The 17,275-nt window shown below is 65.1% G+C and carries 13 protein-coding genes; 4 read left to right on the top strand and 9 right to left on the bottom strand.

What is annotated here, in order from left to right; translation table 11 throughout:
• Nucleotides 1-26 precede the first annotated feature (26 nt).
• From AC56PL_RS13940 to AC56PL_RS13925, 4 genes are all read right to left on the bottom strand, one after another.
• Nucleotides 27-1,856, bottom strand: a complete 1,830-nt coding sequence (locus tag AC56PL_RS13940; protein ID WP_495514260.1) for a phosphoenolpyruvate carboxykinase (GTP) — start codon at nt 1,854-1,856, stop codon at nt 27-29.
• A 514-nt stretch (nt 1,857-2,370) separates the two neighbouring features.
• Nucleotides 2,371-2,733, bottom strand: a complete 363-nt coding sequence (locus AC56PL_RS13935) for a DUF6802 family protein (protein ID WP_497154189.1) — start codon at nt 2,731-2,733, stop codon at nt 2,371-2,373.
• A 95-nt stretch (nt 2,734-2,828) separates the two neighbouring features.
• On the bottom strand, nt 2,829-4,238 hold the full coding sequence (locus tag AC56PL_RS13930; protein WP_495514258.1) for a hypothetical protein: 1,410 nt from the start codon (nt 4,236-4,238) through the stop codon (nt 2,829-2,831).
• Nucleotides 4,229-5,089, bottom strand: a complete 861-nt coding sequence (locus AC56PL_RS13925) for a hypothetical protein (protein ID WP_497154188.1) — start codon at nt 5,087-5,089, stop codon at nt 4,229-4,231. The genes AC56PL_RS13930 and AC56PL_RS13925 overlap by 10 nt, the downstream gene beginning before the upstream one ends.
• A 126-nt stretch (nt 5,090-5,215) precedes the next feature.
• Here AC56PL_RS13925 and trmB point away from each other — a divergent pair, with 126 nt between their 5' ends.
• The 3 genes from trmB to AC56PL_RS13910 all read left to right on the top strand — a co-directional run bounded on the left by trmB (nt 5,216) and on the right by AC56PL_RS13910 (nt 10,247).
• On the top strand, nt 5,216-6,049 hold the full coding sequence (gene trmB, locus AC56PL_RS13920; protein WP_495515987.1) for a tRNA (guanosine(46)-N7)-methyltransferase TrmB: 834 nt from the start codon (nt 5,216-5,218) through the stop codon (nt 6,047-6,049).
• Entirely contained in the window at nt 6,046-6,789 is a 744-nt protein-coding gene (locus AC56PL_RS13915) for an NYN domain-containing protein (protein ID WP_495514256.1), read from the top strand. The genes trmB and AC56PL_RS13915 overlap by 4 nt, the downstream gene beginning before the upstream one ends.
• Nucleotides 6,790-6,899: 110 nt before the next feature.
• A complete protein-coding gene (locus AC56PL_RS13910; protein WP_497154187.1) occupies nt 6,900-10,247 on the top strand; it encodes an MMPL family transporter in 3,348 nt (1,115 codons plus the stop codon).
• A 90-nt stretch (nt 10,248-10,337) separates the two neighbouring features.
• Here AC56PL_RS13910 and AC56PL_RS13905 read toward each other — a convergent pair whose 3' ends face one another.
• A complete protein-coding gene (locus AC56PL_RS13905; protein ID WP_497154186.1) occupies nt 10,338-11,717 on the bottom strand; it encodes a DHA2 family efflux MFS transporter permease subunit in 1,380 nt (459 codons plus the stop codon).
• A gap of 65 nt (nt 11,718-11,782) precedes the next feature.
• On the opposite strand from AC56PL_RS13905, the gene AC56PL_RS13900 reads away from it, so the two are divergent.
• Nucleotides 11,783-12,430 (top strand): TetR/AcrR family transcriptional regulator, encoded by a 648-nt coding sequence (locus AC56PL_RS13900; RefSeq protein WP_497154185.1) that lies wholly within the window; start codon nt 11,783-11,785, stop codon nt 12,428-12,430.
• Here the strand turns inward: AC56PL_RS13900 and AC56PL_RS13895 are convergent.
• The 4 genes from AC56PL_RS13895 to macS form a co-directional block, all read right to left on the bottom strand.
• The gene (locus AC56PL_RS13895) at nt 12,418-13,074 is read right to left on the bottom strand and encodes a TMEM175 family protein (protein ID WP_497154184.1); all 657 of its coding nucleotides are present in this window, start codon (nt 13,072-13,074) and stop codon (nt 12,418-12,420) included. The two genes, AC56PL_RS13900 and AC56PL_RS13895, sit on opposite strands and share 13 nt — an antisense overlap.
• 135 nt (nt 13,075-13,209) lie before the next feature.
• The gene (locus AC56PL_RS13890) at nt 13,210-15,039 is read right to left on the bottom strand and encodes a DUF2339 domain-containing protein (protein WP_497154183.1); all 1,830 of its coding nucleotides are present in this window, start codon (nt 15,037-15,039) and stop codon (nt 13,210-13,212) included.
• Between the two features lie 334 nt (nt 15,040-15,373).
• Nucleotides 15,374-16,048: a response regulator gene (locus AC56PL_RS13885; RefSeq protein ID WP_495514250.1), complete on the bottom strand. Its 675-nt coding sequence runs from the start codon at nt 16,046-16,048 to the stop codon at nt 15,374-15,376.
• On the bottom strand, nt 16,048-17,271 hold the full coding sequence (gene macS / locus AC56PL_RS13880; RefSeq protein ID WP_495514249.1) for a MacS family sensor histidine kinase: 1,224 nt from the start codon (nt 17,269-17,271) through the stop codon (nt 16,048-16,050). Before macS ends, AC56PL_RS13885 begins: the two co-directional genes overlap by 1 nt.
• Nucleotides 17,272-17,275 lie beyond the last annotated feature (4 nt).

The following is a 17,275-nucleotide window of genomic DNA, read 5'->3' as shown; positions in this document are numbered from 1 at the left end:
ACAAAAGCGTCTGAGGAATCCTCGGACTACTTGGCGCCCAATCGCTGCTTGAGGGCGTCGAACTCATCTTGGAGACCCGTGGGCAGCTTCTCGCCGACGAACTTGAACCACTCCTCGATCGACGGGATCTCGCCGAGCCATTCGTCGTTGTCGACCGCAAGGGCCTCGGCGACATCGGCCGCGGAAACGTCGAGTCCGTCGAGGTCGAGCGACTCGGGGGTTGCCACGATCCCGATCGGGGTCTCGACACCGCCTGCCTTGCCCTCGATGCGTTCGACGATCCACTTCAGCACGCGGCTGTTCTCACCGAATCCTGGCCACAGGAAGCGCTTGTCGTCGCCACGACGGAACCAGTTGACGTAGAAGACCTTCGGCAGCTTGGACTCATCGGCGTTCTTGCCGAGGTTGATCCAGTGATTCAGGTAGTCGCCCACGTTGTAACCGAGGAACGGCAGCATGGCCATCGGATCGCGGCGGATGGCACCGACGGTGCCCTCTGCCGCTGCGGTCTGCTCGGAGCCGACCGTGGCGCCCATGAAGACACCGTGCTGCCAGTTACGGGCCTCGGTGACCAGCGGAACCGTGGTCTTGCGACGACCACCGAACAGAATCGCCGAGATCGGCACACCCTGCGGATCGTCCCACTCGGGAGCCATGATCGGGCACTGCGCCATCGGCGTGCAGTACCGCGAGTTCGGGTGCGCCGCCGGGGTGTCCGAATCCGGGGTCCAGTCGTTGCCGCGCCAGTCGAGGAGGTGCTTGTGCTCGCCTTCGAGACCCTCCCACCAGATGTCACCGTCGTCGGTCAGCGCCACGTTCGTGTAGAGCGTGTTGCCTTCTTCGATGGTCTTCATGGCGTTCGGGTTGGAGCTGTAGTTGGTGCCGGGTGCAACACCGAAGAAACCGAACTCCGGGTTCACGGCGTACAGCTGGCCGTCCTCGCCGAAACGCATCCAGGCGATGTCGTCGCCAAGGGTCTCGGCACGCCAGCCCGGGATCGTCGGCTGGATCATCGCGAGGTTCGTCTTGCCACAGGCACTCGGGAACGCGGCCGCGATGTAGTAGGCCTTGTTCTCCGGGCTGATCAGCTTGAGGATCAGCATGTGCTCGGCGAGCCAGCCCTCGTCGTGCGCCATCGCCGAGGCGATCCGCAGCGAGTAGCACTTCTTGCCCAGCAATGCGTTGCCGCCGTAACCCGATCCGAAGGACCAGATCTCGCGGTCCTCGGGGAAGTGGGTGATGTACTTTTCCGAGTTGCACGGCCACGGCACATCGTCCTGACCGGCTTCGAGCGGTGCGCCAAGCGAGTGCAGCGCCTTGACGAAGAACCGGTCTTCGCCGAGGGCGGCAACCACGTCGGGGCCGACGCGGGTCATGATCCGCATCGAGAGCACCACGTAAGCGGAGTCGGTGATCTCGACACCGAGCTTCGGGTCGTCCGAGCCGAGCGGGCCCATGCAGAACGGGATGACGTACATGGTGCGACCGCGCATGCTGCCGCGGTAGAGGTCGGTCATCGTGGCGCGCATCTCGGTCGGATCGACCCAGTTGTTCGTCGGGCCGGCGTCGACCTCGTTCTTCGAGCAGATGTAGGTCCGGGACTCGACCCGCGCGACGTCAGCGGGATCCGAGTGGGCCAGGAACGAGTTGGGCTTGCGCTCTTCGTTCAACTTGGTCAGGGTGCCCGCCGCCACCAACTCTGCGGTGAGGCGATCCCACTCGGCGTCGGAGCCGTCAGACCAGACAACCTGGTCGGGCTGGGTCAGTTCGGCGATCTCCCGCACCCAGGCCAGAAGCTCTGAATGCGAAGTGGGAGCGCTGTCGGGGTCCAAACCAGGAATTGTCGCTGAAGTCATTGTTATCTCTCCTGCTGGTGACCGGCCGGTGTCGGTAACGCCAAGGTGTGCGTCTGCGCCGGTCAGCCCCTCCGTGGGGTGCGTTGTCAGGGTACTTCGACCGCACCCGATCTGGTCAATCGGGTGCGTGCGTTACGGCACATCTCATCACGCGAAGTGATCAAATACTTAGTCGAAGTCCAAGTTACAGCTGTGACAATAATCGCGAAATCGGCCATTCGAGCGTACCGCTGTCCGCGAGAATTCACGGGCCGCTCGGTAATTTCGCACGTAAGGCGTGGTCTCGGCCACCTGGCGCCGGTTTTGTCCATCATCACTCCGGCCGCTGTCATCTGTTTTTCGTGAGCGGAAGTCGTCAGGTAACCGTCGCACCGACGGTATGCGGGAGTCGCCGCCAGGAGTTGAAAAAAACAGCAATCGGAACTTACTTCATGCAACTAAACTTATTTAATTTTTATGACCCGGATATCAACTTTTCCGCACACCCGAACAATGCCTTTGTTGCACAAATGACCTATTCGAGCCGACCGCTGTCGGTGGCCGTCCATTGGCCGCTGGCCGGATCCAGTCTCGACGTCCGGTAACCACCGTCGCGGTGGACCTCGGTGATCAGATCGACCTGCCCGTCGCGATCGCTGTCGGTGTACACCGTCATCCCCTCGGGTCCGGTGCGCGTCAGCGAGTCGGCCACACCGTCGGCGTCGGTGTCCAGATCAGCGGGACCGAGGTCCCACACCCTGTCGTTTTCGACGATCCACAGGTTGTCGTAGGCGTCGCTACTCACATCGAGGTCGGGTGTGATCGCGGCGACCTGATGAAACGTCGGTCCCCGATCCACCGGATCGTCACAGAACTCGGATCCGAACTCGCCGTCCATCTCATCCACCCCCGTTGTAGTGGTCTGCGTGTAATCGTCTTGGGGTCCGGACCCTTGGACGTATCTGACCGGTCGCTGGTTCCGTGGCGGTGAAATCAGTGACCGATGGCGACCAGAACCTCGTCGAGCCGGTCGCGAGCATCCACCGCCGCAGCGAGTCGACGCAGGTCACGCTCGCGCGCTTCGGGTGCCGCGCGGCGTCCGGCCCGAATCTGTGCGTCGAGTTCGGACACCCGGTCGGAAACCGTCTGCGCGCGACGCTCGTAGAAACGCGCCAACCGGCCGCCTATCACCGATTCGGCGGCCTGCACCTGCCGCGAGACATCCTGTTCGATACGACCCCGCGTGGTGGCAATCGCTTCACCCGCCCAGCCGGCCATGGACGTGCGTAGCGCCGACAGGCGGCGCAACCGCACCAATCCGACCGCGATCGCCGCCCCGAGCAGCAACGTCAGCGGCATCGCAATCCACTGCAACGTGTGGACGGCAGAGAGCGGCATGACAAGCAGTCGCCCCAGGCCGAGTCCGGCCGAGGCACCGAAGACCACCAACAACGCCTCTTCCACACCGCGGCGCTTCGGAGGAGTCGGTGGCAACTGAAGGGACAGGGGAGGTCGGGCCGGCGGCGGTCCCACCTCTTCGAGTCCGAGAAACGCCCGATGTTCGAGTGCACTGCGGTCCTCGTCGAAGCGCTGTTGTGCCCGATCCCGCAGGGCCGTCAGCCGGCCCGAGAGCCACTGCGCGAAATCTTCGGTTTCCGATCGGCCCAGCGCGGCCGCGCGGGCGGTCGCATCGCTCGACAGGTCGCGGGCGGCTCCATCGAGTTCGGTGAGCACCGCGGCCCGGATCTGATTCGCGCCTCCGCGTACTGCCGCCAACCTGTCGGACCGGCCACGATCGCGGGACGCGATCACACTCGTGCGCTGCACCAGCAGATTCGCGGCCGGATCGGCGCGCTCTGTCGCGAGTTCGGAGATGAGGTGGTCGAGGTGACGTTCGGCTTCGAGGGACTCGAGTCGTTCCGGACGGGCCGGGCCGTTGATCTGGTCGTGCAGCCACTCGATCAATTCGTCGAAACCGGATTCGGCCCGGTACCCCGCCAGCGCCGCGGCCGCCGACACGGCGAAGATCGGCATGCGGCCATCGGGGTCGACGATGCCCCGATTGACCTTCAGCAGGGTCGGCCAATCCCAGTGGGCGTCGATCTTGTTGCAGACCACGGCCACCAACGGCGCGAACTCACCCAACCGGCGCACCACCTCGACCTCTGTGTCCGATACCCCGGACGACGGATCGAGGATCAGCAAAGCCACCGCTGCCCGTCGTCCCGATTCAGACCACTCCCGCGCCGATACACCGTGGTCACCGAGCACCCTCGTCACCGATGTGACCCCGACCTTTCCGGTGCCCCCGACCACCACATCGGTCGCGTCGATGCCGGCAAGGCCGCTTCCCGTCAGCTCGGCGACCTCGGCGATCACAGATCGCATCTGCATCACGTCCATATGAATTCCTCCCCTACCGCACCGGCGAGCACCGACCCCGACAACAGATTCTCGATCTCGTCGCGCAGAACACCCTGCGCGGCAAGGATTTCCAGCTCTGCGGCCACCCGGCGTAACCGCACCGCCGGAGCGGCTGACGCAAAGGCCCCGAGCGGCCCCACCAGCGCGTCGAGCCCGCTGCGCTGTGTGAGCAGCTCGGAGAGTTCTTCAGCCGAGCAGCGCGCGTTGGTCAACACCGCGATCGTGGCGGCGATGCCGTAGGCGTCGAGACGACGCAGCAGCGCCATCCGCTGCAGCCGCTGACCCGGTCCGCCTGCGTCGATGAACGTGGCCTGCATCGGCGGCACCTGTTCGCCCGCCGCGGCCATCGCCGCCAACTGGTCGATCTCCTCGTCACCGAGGTCGGCGATCGCCAGCAGCGGCATCACCGGTATCACCGGCCTGCGCAGTTCCTGTGCGCACTCGGCGGCCCGGGCACGCGCAGCAGGCCACGACCCCAGACTGTCCGCCTTGCCGAGCAGCACCAGGCTGCGTCGGGGATCGCGGCCCGCCTGTGCCGCCACATCATCGGCCCGGGGCCAGCCCGCAATCACGTGGAGCCAGGCGTCGGCGTCATCGGCGTCATCGCCGGGGCCGATCGGGCTGACGTCGAAGCGGCGACGCAGCGCCCCGGCGAGCGTGTCGCGGCCGGTACCGAAGCGTCCGGCGACCGCGACCCGCAGCGGCCCGCGCAGTTCCGAGACCGCCCGATTCAGGTCATCGGCTCCCGATACCCGCGCAGACAACGCCTCCAGCCGAACCGTCAGATCGGCATACGCCGCATCCCCGACTCGCAGATCTGATTGATCCAATTCACCCTCCCGAGGAAAAACCCGCCGCCAACAGGTCAGACGCGCCCCGCGACGCTATGGTTCCGGTCACTCGCAGATAACAATCAGCAGGTGGTTGGTCAACCCCTGCTGTCACATCCGTGCCGAATGCGGGACTATGGGCCGGTGACCAGCCCACGCTCGAACCCGAATGCGGACACCGACCAGGGCGTCGATACCGAATCCGACGTCGCCGCCCTGACCCGATCGGAGCTCGCCGAGACCTCCGACTCGGCTGCCGATGACGCCCAGCTCCGCGAACGCGCCCGGCTCTATCCCCGCGTGACCAGCTTCCGGACGCGGCGCGGCAGTCTGACTCCGGCACAACAGGCCAACTGGGAGCGCCTGTGGCCAAGCGTGGGTCGTGACGTCAGTGAAACCGACCAGATCGATCCCGTCGCCTGGTTCGGCCGCAGCGCACCCCTCATCCTGGAGATCGGGTGCGGAACCGGCACCTCGACAGCGGCGATGGCGGCGGCGGAACCCGAGAACGACGTCATCGCGGTCGATGTCTACCGACCGGGCATCGCCCAGCTCGTCGGCGCGGTCGGCCGGGATGAGCTGGAGAACATCCGGATCATCCGCGGCGATGCCATCATCGTCCTGAAGAACATGCTCGCACCGGCATCGCTGACCGGGGTCCGGGTGTTCTTCCCCGACCCGTGGCCCAAGGCCCGGCATCACAAGCGACGACTACTCCAACCGTCGACCATCGAACTGATCGCCGACGTCCTGAGGGACGGTGGAGCACTGCACATCGCCACCGACCACGCCGACTACGCAGAATCGATCGCCGAGGTCCTCGCCGCGCAGAGCCTGCTGGTCCCGACCGACGAGAAGGTGCCGTTCTCCACGCAGCGCCCGGTCACCAAGTTCGAGGGACGAGCCGCAGTCGAAGGTCGCCCGGTCACTGAGTTCGTTCTCACACGGGTGCCCCGATGAGCCCCGCGTCGTACGGCGATGACGCCGCCCGCGGACCCGACAATTCGGTCGCTCACACCATCTCGGGGGCCAGCCAGGAATCGCGGGTCCTGCTGATCTGGGATGCGCCGAACCTCGACATGGGGCTCGGTTCGATCCTCGGTGGTCGTCCCACCGCAGCTCACCGCCCCCGCTTCGACGCGTTGGGCCGGTGGCTGCTCAATCGAACCGCGGAGATCTCCGCATCGGTGCCACGGATTGCCGCCGAAGGTGAGGACCGCCCCAAGACCGGGTACTCCCCGATCCCCGAAGCAACCGTCTTCACCAATATCGCCCCTGGTACCGCCGAAGTGGTCCGCCCGTGGGTCGAAGCGTTGCGTAATGTTGGTTTTGCTGTTTTTGCCAAGCCCAAGGTCGATGAAGACAGCGACGTGGACTCGGACATGCTCGACCACATCGAGCTGCGTAGGCACACTGTGGGGCTGGCCGGTCTGATCGTCGCATCGGCGGATGGACAGGCCTTTCGGGAGCTGCTGCTCGATGTTGCCTCCGATGGTGTGCCTGTTCAGGTGCTCGGGTTCCGGGAGCACGCCGCGTGGGCACTGACGTCGGAGAGTTTGGAGTTTGTAGACCTAGAGGACATCCCAGGTGTGTTCCGCGAGCCCTTGCCGCGGATCAATCTGGATTCGCTTCCCGAGGAAGGCGCCTGGTTGGCTCCCTTCCGGCCGCTCACAGCGTTGCTGTCCGGCCGCCAGAACTGAAAGCAACTATCCACAGTGGTGTGCAAGCCCGGTCCGCGATGTGACCAACTATGTGCCGATGAGAATCTGCGCGACCACAATGACGGCCTGAGTACAGAAAGGACGCTGCGGTGTTTGGTGCCATAGGCAACTTCGTGTACCGGATGCGCTTTGCGGTCATCGCGGTGATGGTCGCGTTGATGGCCGGTCTCGGTCTCTACGGCCTCGACCTGAACAAGCATCTGAGTCAGTCCGGCTGGTTTGATCCCGGCTCCGAGTCCGTCGCGGGTTCGCAGCTGCGTGACGAGATCCTCGGCCGCGACCACAAGTCGGACGTGATCCTTCTGGTCACGCCGCCTGCCGGGACCACGGTCGACGATCCCGCCTTCGGGGCCAAGGTCGAGCAGATCGTCGAAGATCTGGTGGCGCAGTATCCGGACATCATTGATCGCAACGATCCCGGCATCATCGATCCGTTCACCGCGACGACCAACGAGTTCCAGAAGGGAGCTCAGCAGCAGATCCGGGACCGTCTGTTCGATGATTCTCTGCAGCACGCCTTCGTCAGCATCGGCATCCGCGGTGACGATGACACCACGATCCTGAACAACTACAAGACCGTCGCGCCGTTCTTCGACGATCTTGCGGAAAAGTACGACCTACCGGGCACCACCTTCGAGCTGGCCGGGTTGCAACCTGTTTCCGGCGCGATGTCGGCAGGCATGGACGAGGACATCAAACGGGCGGAGATCATCGCGCTGCCGCTGGTTGCGGTCATGCTGTTCTTCATCTTCGGCGGTGTCATCGCCGCCTGTCTACCGGTGGTGGTCGGCGGTCTGACGATCGCCGGCTCACTCGGCATCATGAAAATCCTGGCCCAGGTCACCGAACTGAACGTCTTCGCCCAATCGGTGGTGACGCTGATCGGGCTCGGCATCGCCATCGACTACGGATTGTTCATAGTCAGCCGGTTCCGGGAGGAACTCGCGGAGGGCTATGACACCCCGAGCGCGATCCGGAGAACCGTGATGACCGCCGGACAGACGGTCGTCTTCTCGGCGACGATCATCGTGGCCGCGCTGGCCTGTCTGCTGATATTCCCGCAGGGCTTCCTGAAGTCGGTGGCCTACGGTGCCATCGCGTCGGTCACCCTCGCCGCGGTCTGTTCCCTCACGGTCCTGCCCGCGATCCTGTCGATCCTCGGTCCGCGGATCGACATGTGGGGCTTCTCCTTCCTGCGCCGGACCAAGACCAAAAAAGAGGTCGAGGACGGTTTCTGGGGCAAGCTCGCCAGTTGGGTCATGCGGCATCCGCTCAAGACCGCGATCCCGGTGGTCTTACTGCTCCTGGCCCTGATCATCCCGTTCGCAGGCATCCAGTTCGGCGGCATCACAGAGAAGTACCTGCCGCCGAACAACGACAACCGCATCGCGCAGCAGCACTTCGACGAGTTCTTCCCCACCGAACGCACCGAAGAGATCAAGCTCGTCGTCCTCTACGACCCCGAGAGCAACGACGACGCGGCCAAACTCCAGTCAATCGCCGACCAGGCCAACGAGATACCGGGATTCACCAAGGAGTTCACCCTCGACGGGGCACTCGCCGAAGGCAATCTCGTCGAGATGTCGGCAGGCCTGATCGACATGAACACCGCCGGTGAGGCCGTCGAAGAACTCCGGGCGATCGACACCCAGGGGCTGCAGATGTACGTCGCCGGAACCCCGGCACTGACCCAGGATTCGATCAACGCGTTGCTCTCCGATCTGCCGTTGATGGTGGTGATGCTGATCCTTGTGACCAGCCTGCTGATGTTCCTGGCGTTCGGCTCTGTGGTCTTGCCGATCAAGGCAGCGCTGGTCTCGGCATTGGGACTCGGTGCCACGCTGGGCATCCTGACGTGGATCTTCATCGACGGGCACGGTTCATCGCTCGCGAACTTCACTCCTGGGCCGCTGATGTCGGCCGTCCTGGTGTTGATCATCGCGATCATCTACGGCCTGTCCACCGACTACGAGGTGTTCCTGCTCTCCCGCATGGTCGAGGAGAGACAGAAGGGCGCCAGCACCACCGAGGCGATCAGACGGGGCACAGCGCACACCGGGCGCATCATCACCGCTGCCGCCGCGATCCTGGTGGTGGTGACCGGAGCGTTCGGTTTGTCGGAGATCGTGATGATGAAGTACATCGCGTTCGGCATGATCGCCGCGCTGATCCTCGATGCCACCATCATTCGCATGCTGCTCGTCCCGGCGATCATGAAGCTGCTGGGCGACGACTGCTGGTGGGCTCCACAGTGGATGAAGAAGGTGCAGGAGAAGATCGGGCTCGGAGAGACGATCCTCGACGACGACATCGGTGCCGGACGTTCGGCTCAAGTCGCCCGCGGCGACCGCAGTGCGGGAACCGTTGTCGCCGAAGCACCGACGTCGGCCTTCCGTTCGCAGTCGACCACCGACCGCAAACAACCGGTCGCGGTTGGTGCCGCTGCCGGCCCCACCCGGGCGTCCGGCCCCATCAATCGGCCACCGCAGAGCCCGCGTCCACCGGTCCCACCGACCGGTGCGGGACGTGGTGGCAGCCAATCCGATCCGGATCGGCCGTCGGGTCCCCGACAGCCGCAGGCACCTGGGTTCAGCACCGTGACACCCATTCGGAGTGGCCCGAATCCGGCTTCGATACCCACCGGCCGGATGCCCGCACCGCGGACCGACTCCGGTCCGGTACACCGCCCCGAGCGGCCGTCGGAGCCTCCGGTCAGCGGACCGATCCGGCGTTCACCGAGTCGTCCGGCACCCAATTCCGATCCGGTGGTCCCCCGCACACCCAGTCGGGGTGATGCCCGCAGGAACGGGCCCGACACCGGCGGCTGGAGTCTGGGTGCAGGCGGTATTCGTTTGGGCGGCACCGATGGCCCGGCCACCAACGGTTCCGGAGCCGGCCCGTCCGTGCCCACGAACGGCACTGCTGACGTGGGATCCGAACCGAGCCGTCAGCCGGGTCGTCCACCCCGTCCGCAGCCGATCCAGCCCGGTGGCACGACCGGGCCGAACAGTCGGCCCGCCGAGCCGCGCAACCCGAGTCCGGGTCCGCGCCCGGTTCCGGCAGGCAGGCAGGATCCTTCAGGTCGTGGACCCACCACGACGAGCCCGTACGACGGCGAGCAGAGCAGCCCGTTGCGGCGTCGGCCGGAACTGGGATCGCAGAGCGGAGCACCACTGATCGCGTCGCTCAATCCGGAGCAGTCGGTACCGCCGAGGAACCCGGAGCAGTCGGCTCGGCCACGGAACCCTGAGCAGCCGGTACCGCCGAGGCGGAACGGGCAGCCGCCAACTCCGGCACCGCAACAGCCGCAGCCGCAGCCGGAAGACGCTGAGTCGCAGGACTCTTCATCGAGTGGACGGCGGCGCGCCCGCGGTCGGGGTGACGGACAGATCAGCGTCCGCGATCTTCTCCGTCGCGGCAACGACTCCGACAACTGATCGAAACCCAGAGACAGGCCGGCCGTTCATCAAACGGTCGGCCTGTCTCAGGTTTTGCGACGCTTCTCCCGACTTCTGTGGCGAGATTCCCTACTGCGACAGTCGTTTCGGCAGCAGTAACCCGATCAACCCGGCAGTGCCCGCAACAGCTGCGAGGACACCGAAGTTCAAGGCCCAGTTGGTCGACGACTCCGACAGCAACAACCCCATCAGGGTCGCACCGGTGGCCGCAGTCAGCTGGACCGTGATGAACAGCGACGTGGTGGCCTGCGGCACCGCGCTTCCCGGAACCACCCGGTAGACGTTGGAGAAGGTCGGTGAGGCAACCGATCCGAAGGTCACGCCGATCAGCACGTACAGAACCAGCAACACCGGAAGCGCGATCACGTCGATGGTCAACGCCACCAACAGCATCAGCGCCGCCGTGAGCACACCACCGGCGAACACCAGCGGGCGCGGGCCGATCCGATCGCTCAGTGCGCCGGAGACACTCATGCCGAACAACAGTCCGACGCCAAGGGACGCGACGATGATTCCAGCCATCGCCCCGTCTCGCCCGAACTCGCTGCGGGCCAACTGTGGCAACATCACCAATTGCGAATACATGATGAAGCCCACCATGGCCATCACACCGAGACTCGCCGCGTAGCCGCGCGATCGGGTGAGCATCCGGAGGTCGATCACCGGCTTGGGTGTACGAAGCGCGTGCCACACGTAACCGGCCAGCAGGACGACCCCCACAAGCGCGGGAACCATTATCCGCCAGGGCGATCCGCTCCCCGACTGCTCTACCGCCAGGAGCAGGGCGGCAAAGCCCGGAGACAACAGCAACAGGCCACGGATATCGGGTCGGCCGGCGGCGCCCACGTCCCCGGGAACCCGTTTCGGAAGCAGCGTGACCGCACCCACCAGGATCACGGCACCGATCGGTACGTTGATCCAGAAGATCCAGTGCCAGGTGTCCGGATCACTCAGGAAGCCACCGAGCAGCGGGCCCGCAATGGGCGCAAAATTGATCACCAGCGAGAGCAAGCCCATCACCTTGCCCATGCGTTCCTTGCCGGCAACCGCCGCCGCCAGGCTCAGCGACGTGGGTTCGAGGAGCCCACCGCCGAAACCCTGGATCACCCGGAACGCGATCAGGCTCTCGATCGACCAGGCCGCTGTGGTCAACACCGAACCGGCAACAAAGAGCATCAGCGCACCGACGATCAGCTTTCGCCCGCCGATTCTTTCCAGCAGCCAGCCCGAGATGGGCAGCACCAGCGCGGCCGCCAGCAGGTAGCCCGAGACGACCCACACCACCGACGTCATCGGTGCATCAAAAGACTCGCCGAACTGGTCGAGAAGGGTGGTCACGGCGGAACCGTCGAGTACGGCCATGAAGGCGGCGAGCGCCAACAAACCGATGATCAGCATCGGAGCCTTTTCAGGCGTCCCGACCTCAGGCTTCTCCACGTTGACGGTCATGCCTGCCAAACTAAACTACACCGTTTAGTGTAGTCAAGAGTTCGGTGCAGGTAGAATCTGGAACCATGACATCCACGCAGGTCACCGGCGAGCAGTCCGCGGCCCGGCGGCTGCGCCCAGACAAACGTGAGGCCATCCTGCGAGCTGCGGGTGAGATCTTCGACATCGAGGGATACGAGCGCACCAGCATCGACGCGGTTGCGGCCAAATCAGGGGTATCGAAGCCGACGATCTACAACCATTTCGGCAGCAAAGAACAGCTGTTTCGTGATCACATCGCCTTCACCGCCCAGGTACTGAACGTCCGGGCCACCGAAGCCGTCCACGAGATCGATCCCGATTGCAGGCAGTGGCGGCAGGTCCTGACAAGGGCCGCCCTCCAATTGGCCGAATGCCAGCGCAGCCGCTGTTCCATCTCACTCAACCGACAGCTGCACGCGGCGGTCGGCCGAGACCCGTCGGTTTATCAATACGTTCTCGACAATGCCGCCGCGCCGGTGCTCGCCTTACTGGCGGACAAGCTCGCCCGGCTCGGCGAGGCCGGCCACCTGTCCGTCCCCGACCCTGACCTTGCCGCCCGGCAATTCCTTGCCCTCATCAGCGCCGAACTACCCGAGATGAGCCGACTGGGGACGACCCCGATCAGCGACGACGACTTCACGCGCGCAGTGACTTCCGGCCTCGATGCATTCTTGCGGGCTTACGCGCGCTGACCGGTATCCTCCACCGGGGCAGAGCGATCCCTCGTGCCGAGCAGTTTGTCGGAGAGCCTGGTGATCGGCCCGGCGGCGATCAGGCTCAGGACCGGCCACAGCCCGAGGCGCGGGATCGCGATCGCGACTCCCATCGCCAGGAGAATCACGATGACGGGCAACACTTTCGACAAGATCTGACTTGCGGTGACACCTGGGCCTGTCAGCAATCCGGCACGCGCCAGGATCATCTCTTCGACGCGCGTCATGATCATCGTGAACGCAACCGTGCCGAGGTAGTAGGCAATCGCCCCCCGATCACCCGAGGACGCGGACACATAGAGAACGGTGGCCAGCGGTATGTTCACCACACCCGCCAGCCACATCAGGTTCACCCGCAGGAGCAACGGCGTGTATCCGGTCGCGCGTTCGAACAAACGGTGGTGATCCCGCCAGAAAGCACCGATCACCGCGAAGCTCACGGCGGCGGCGATGAGCCGGGAATGGTTGTCGGCGAGAAAGTCTGCGACCGACGCCCCGTCGAGGTCGCGCACTTCGTCGACGAGAGGTAGCACCACGAGGGTGATCGCGATGGCCAGGACGGCATCGGTGAAGAACACGAGGCGGTCAAGCCCCTTGTCGGTCCACACTGGGTCGGCAGTCACCTTCTCGAAGCTAGTCGCTTCTCCGGGCGTTCGCAGGGGGCCTTCTGACCACAAAACCCCACCCGCTCCAACCACATCCACATGATGCAACGTGTGGTTTGGGCTGGAACGGGTGGATTCACGGATTCCGCAGGATCAGTGTTGCGCACCTACAGGGTTGCGGGGCTGATCGCCCGCAGAGGTCGCACCCTGCCCCAGAGCTCGGGCGTATCCGGAACCCAGCGCCAGCAGGATCAGGCCTACCACGATGAACACGGTGACCCGGAAGATCCCGTTCAGCGTCGCCAGATCGAAGAGGAACAACTTTGTCACTGCTGCCGCGGTCAACAGCAACCCGGCCCCGACAACAATGTTTCGACTGATACCACCGAACATCCTGCGGCCCTTCGCAATCGAGATCGACGTGACCAGAAGCCCGGCCGCGACCATCATCCAGCAGATGGTTGCGGCGACGTGGCCGCCGAGGAATCCTCCGGCGGGTCCACCGAGAGCGACGCCGGCGCTCACCGTCAATGCGGTCACGGCGTACAGCGAGGCCAGCGCGCCGAGGATCCCGAAGATCTGAACATTCTCCGGCGAATGGCGTTCGGACGCCTGGTACCACGACCACATCAGGGTTCCGATGGCCGCGACCACCAAGACGCTGGCCACGATCACCGAAAGGGCGTCGGACACAGCCAATTCAGAAGGTTCGAACAGTTGCTCCGGCGGCGAGATGGCCAGATAGTTGACACCTCCGAGAACCCCGATCGTCGTGGCGATCACCCGACCGACCAGATCGCGTCGAGCGGCCATGGCGATCACGATCGACATCGCGAGCAACACCGGCGCGATCACCGGCCCTTCGAAGGCCACCACCACTCCGATGACCGCTACCAGTGCAGCACTTGTCACGTAGATGTACCGGATGGTGTTCTGCTGCCCACGATCAATCAGCGCCACCGCGAGCAACAGTGCCGCCACACCCCAGATCAGGCCCGCGGCGACCGGACGGTCGAACACCATGGGCGACAACAGGACCGGAAGAACCGTTGCACAGCCGAGCAGCGCCGTCAGCGACGGAAGTCTGGTGCCGCGCACCAGGACCACCGACGTGATGACACCGAACGCGGCGTTGACAGCCATTGCGACGGCCCCGAGTACCAAGTGCGTGTCGTCACCGACGACGCTTGCCGCAACCCAGGCGAGCAACACGAACGTGCTTGCGGTGACCCGCACCCCGTGCAACCAGATCCAGTCTCTTCCGAGCTGGATCGGGAACGATCCGATTGCCATGGCCAGCATGAATCCGACCAGCAGCAGCGACGGTCCGGCGGTGAGCACCGGAGCGAGGACAAAGACCGGCACGAGTACCAGCAGCCCCAGATGCTCGGAATCCCAACGACGGGCCAACAACAGACCGGCGAACGTGACCAGGCCGGCAAGCACGAGGCCGCCGTAGTCGGGTAGCCAATCGTAGATCCGGGTGACCGCAACAACATCGAGGTAAGCGGCCGCAATACCCGTGGCGGACAGGGCGATTGCACCGACCCGACCACCAGGACGCTCGGCCATCCGAATCGCGATCACAATGAGCGCGATCGCCAGCGCGCCACCGGCTGCGACCCTGATCTCCGGCCGCAGGATGCCGGCCTGCGCGGCCAGTACCAGCATCATCACAACGCCGATCAGTGTCACCGTGACACCTGCGACAGCGAGGATCTTGCCGATCAGACCGCCCCCGGATTCGGCGGTCATCCGCTGCCACAGTGTCGGTTTGGACGGTGGAGGAGGTCCGGCCCGACGAGGCGCAGCGGCACCGTACTGGGATGGGTAGGGACCGTGCGGTGCGTGCTGGGGTGTCGGGGCCTGCTGAGGTTTCGGGGCCTGCTGGGGCTTCGGGGCCTGAGGTGCGCCATATCCATGCGCCGCGGGCCCCATCGGATGCGGTTGCCGGGCCTGTGGCGGCACAGTCGGCGCAGGCATCGGCGGAAACTGTGCCGCAAACGGCGGGACCGGCTGCAGCTGTGGCCGAGGTGGCTGCGGAGTCGGCTGAGGGGTGGTGTGCGGTGGCGGCACTGGGTGCTCTTTGAGCTGCGTGAGCACAGTGTGCAGTTCGTTCAGATCGCCCGACACACGAGCAAACTGATTCGACAATGAGTGGAACTCAGTGGACAGCCGGCTGATGACAGCTTCGTTCGGTTGGGTCATGTATCGATCGTCGCGGGACGGGCGTCCTCGCGGATGAGTAGCACTACTCACTTCACCTAGGGACTTACCGCGGGGGGACTTATCGCGAGGGGAACAACCGCGAGTCGACTCACCCCGGTTCGGTGTCGAGACCGTGTTCGATGGCGTAGCGGGTCAACTCGACCCGATTGCCCAGCTGCAGCTTGCGCAGTGTCGCCTGGACATGGTTCTCCACGGTGCGGTGACTCAGCGTGAGTTTCGAGGCTATCTGCTTGGCGCTGAGCCCTTTTGCGACATACCGCAACACCTCGGTTTCGCGGTCGGTGAGCGCAGGCGCGTCGATGGCCCGATCGGGGTCGCGGGCAATGCGCCGATACTCGCCGAGCACCAGGCCGGCCAGACCCGGGGTGAACACCGCCTGCCCCGCTGCCGTCGACCTCACCGCCTCCAAGAGTTCTTCCTTCGACGCGCTCTTGACCAGGTAACCGCTGGCGCCCGCCTTGACCGCCTCGAGTACGTCGTCGCGCTCGTCCGACGCCGAGAGCACCAACACCCGGGTGTGGGGCGAGGTCTCGAGGATTTCTGCGGTGGCCTGCGCCCCGTTACCGTCGGGCAGCTGCATGTCCATCAGCACCACGTCCGGTCTAACCGCCCGCCCGCGTGCGATCGCAGCGGCCACGCTGTCGGCGACAGCCACGACGTCGAACCCGGCATCGGCCAGGTCGCGTGCAACACCGTCGCGCCACATCGGATGGTCGTCGACCACCATCACCCGCAGAACTCCCGGATCTCCCACATCGGCCATCAGATCCGCCCCTCATTCTTGTTGCCCGCGCTCTTGTCGAAATCCGGCTTCCCGGAACCCGTCTGCTTTGACACCGTGAGTTCCCATTCCGTTCCCTCACCGGGACCGGTGTCGAGTTTTGCGGTACCGCCGAGTGCCTCGATCCGTTCCACGATCGACCGCGACACACCCATTCGGCCCTGCGCGACGGCCTCACGCAGCCGACCGTCCTCGATGCCGGGGCCGTCGTCACGGATACTCACCACGACCTCGTCACCGAGATCTTCGACGAGGACGTACGTACGCGCCTTCGGCCCGGCGTGTAACCGTACGTTGTCGAGCGCGTTGACGACCGCGGCTTCGATTTCCATCGCCCGAAAGTGGTCCAGCAGCACCGCCTCCCCCGGTTCGCTGACCGTCACCAGGTCATCGGCGTGGGGGCGTAGCAGCATGCGCAGATCCACTTCGGCCGTCTGCTGGTCGGGCAGGGGCGGTTCGATGTCGGCGATCAGTCGGCGCAGCGAGCGCTCCTGTTCGCCTGCCATCTGCGCGAGCCGGGCTGTCTCTCCGCCGATCTCGGCTCCCCGCCTGCTGATCAAGGCCAAGACCTGCAGTACCCCGTCGTGCACCTGCCTGCTGAGGCGATCCCGTTCCGAGGCCGCCGCAGCCAGACGCAGGGCGCCGGTGATCCGCACATGATTGCGACGGGCCGAGTTGGCGGCCAGCCCAACCCCCACACCCACCGCCAACAGCACAACCACGGTCGCGTCGCGGCCGACGTTCAGATCGTAACCACCCTTGGCCACCGCACTGGCCACCCGGACCGCCAGCCCGAAGACCGCGCCCACCACCGGACCACCCAGGATCGCCGCGGAGACAACAGCATTCGTCGCCCACAACGTCGTCGGAAAGGACTGGTTGTCCGCGGCCCACTGCGCCGATGCCAGCCATCGGGTCATGGCGATCAGCCCGCAGGCCACCACCAGGTCGGTGATGACCCAGAACCAGCGGCGCCCAGGCCCCTTCAAATAGAGAATGGTGCTGGCACCCGTCCACAGCGTCAGCAGGGCGAAACAGAACCAGCTCCAACCCACACGTTCGTAATCATCGCGGACAGCGAGCTGAAAGCCCAAGGCGTAGAGGTAACTCAGGAGACGAAAGACCTGCGCACCACGCCACAGCGGCGCCACCGGATCGTCGTCGGTGCCGGATGACCGCAGGGGCGCACTCGATGATCGGGTCACGGTC

The organism is Williamsia sp. Y721, assembly GCF_059683565.1.
Note: the sequence above shows the minus strand (reverse complement) of the source record. Positions and strands in the feature narration are given on the sequence as shown.

Bases quoted from the DNA above. Each gene is read 5' to 3' on its own strand.
- AC56PL_RS13940 (WP_495514260.1), bottom strand. From the start codon at position 1,856: ATGACTTCAGCGACAATTCCTGGTTTGGACCCCGACAGCGCTCCCACT.
- AC56PL_RS13935 (WP_497154189.1), bottom strand. From the start codon at position 2,733: ATGGACGGCGAGTTCGGATCCGAGTTCTGTGACGATCCGGTGGATCGG.
- AC56PL_RS13930 (WP_495514258.1), bottom strand. From the start codon at position 4,238: ATGGACGTGATGCAGATGCGATCTGTGATCGCCGAGGTCGCCGAGCTG.
- trmB (WP_495515987.1), top strand. From the start codon at position 5,216: ATGCGGGACTATGGGCCGGTGACCAGCCCACGCTCGAACCCGAATGCG.
- AC56PL_RS13915 (WP_495514256.1), top strand. From the start codon at position 6,046: ATGAGCCCCGCGTCGTACGGCGATGACGCCGCCCGCGGACCCGACAAT.
- AC56PL_RS13905 (WP_497154186.1), bottom strand. From the start codon at position 11,717: ATGACCGTCAACGTGGAGAAGCCTGAGGTCGGGACGCCTGAAAAGGCT.
- AC56PL_RS13900 (WP_497154185.1), top strand. From the start codon at position 11,783: ATGACATCCACGCAGGTCACCGGCGAGCAGTCCGCGGCCCGGCGGCTG.
- AC56PL_RS13890 (WP_497154183.1), bottom strand. From the start codon at position 15,039: ATGCCTGCGCCGACTGTGCCGCCACAGGCCCGGCAACCGCATCCGATG.
- AC56PL_RS13885 (WP_495514250.1), bottom strand. From the start codon at position 16,048: ATGGCCGATGTGGGAGATCCGGGAGTTCTGCGGGTGATGGTGGTCGAC.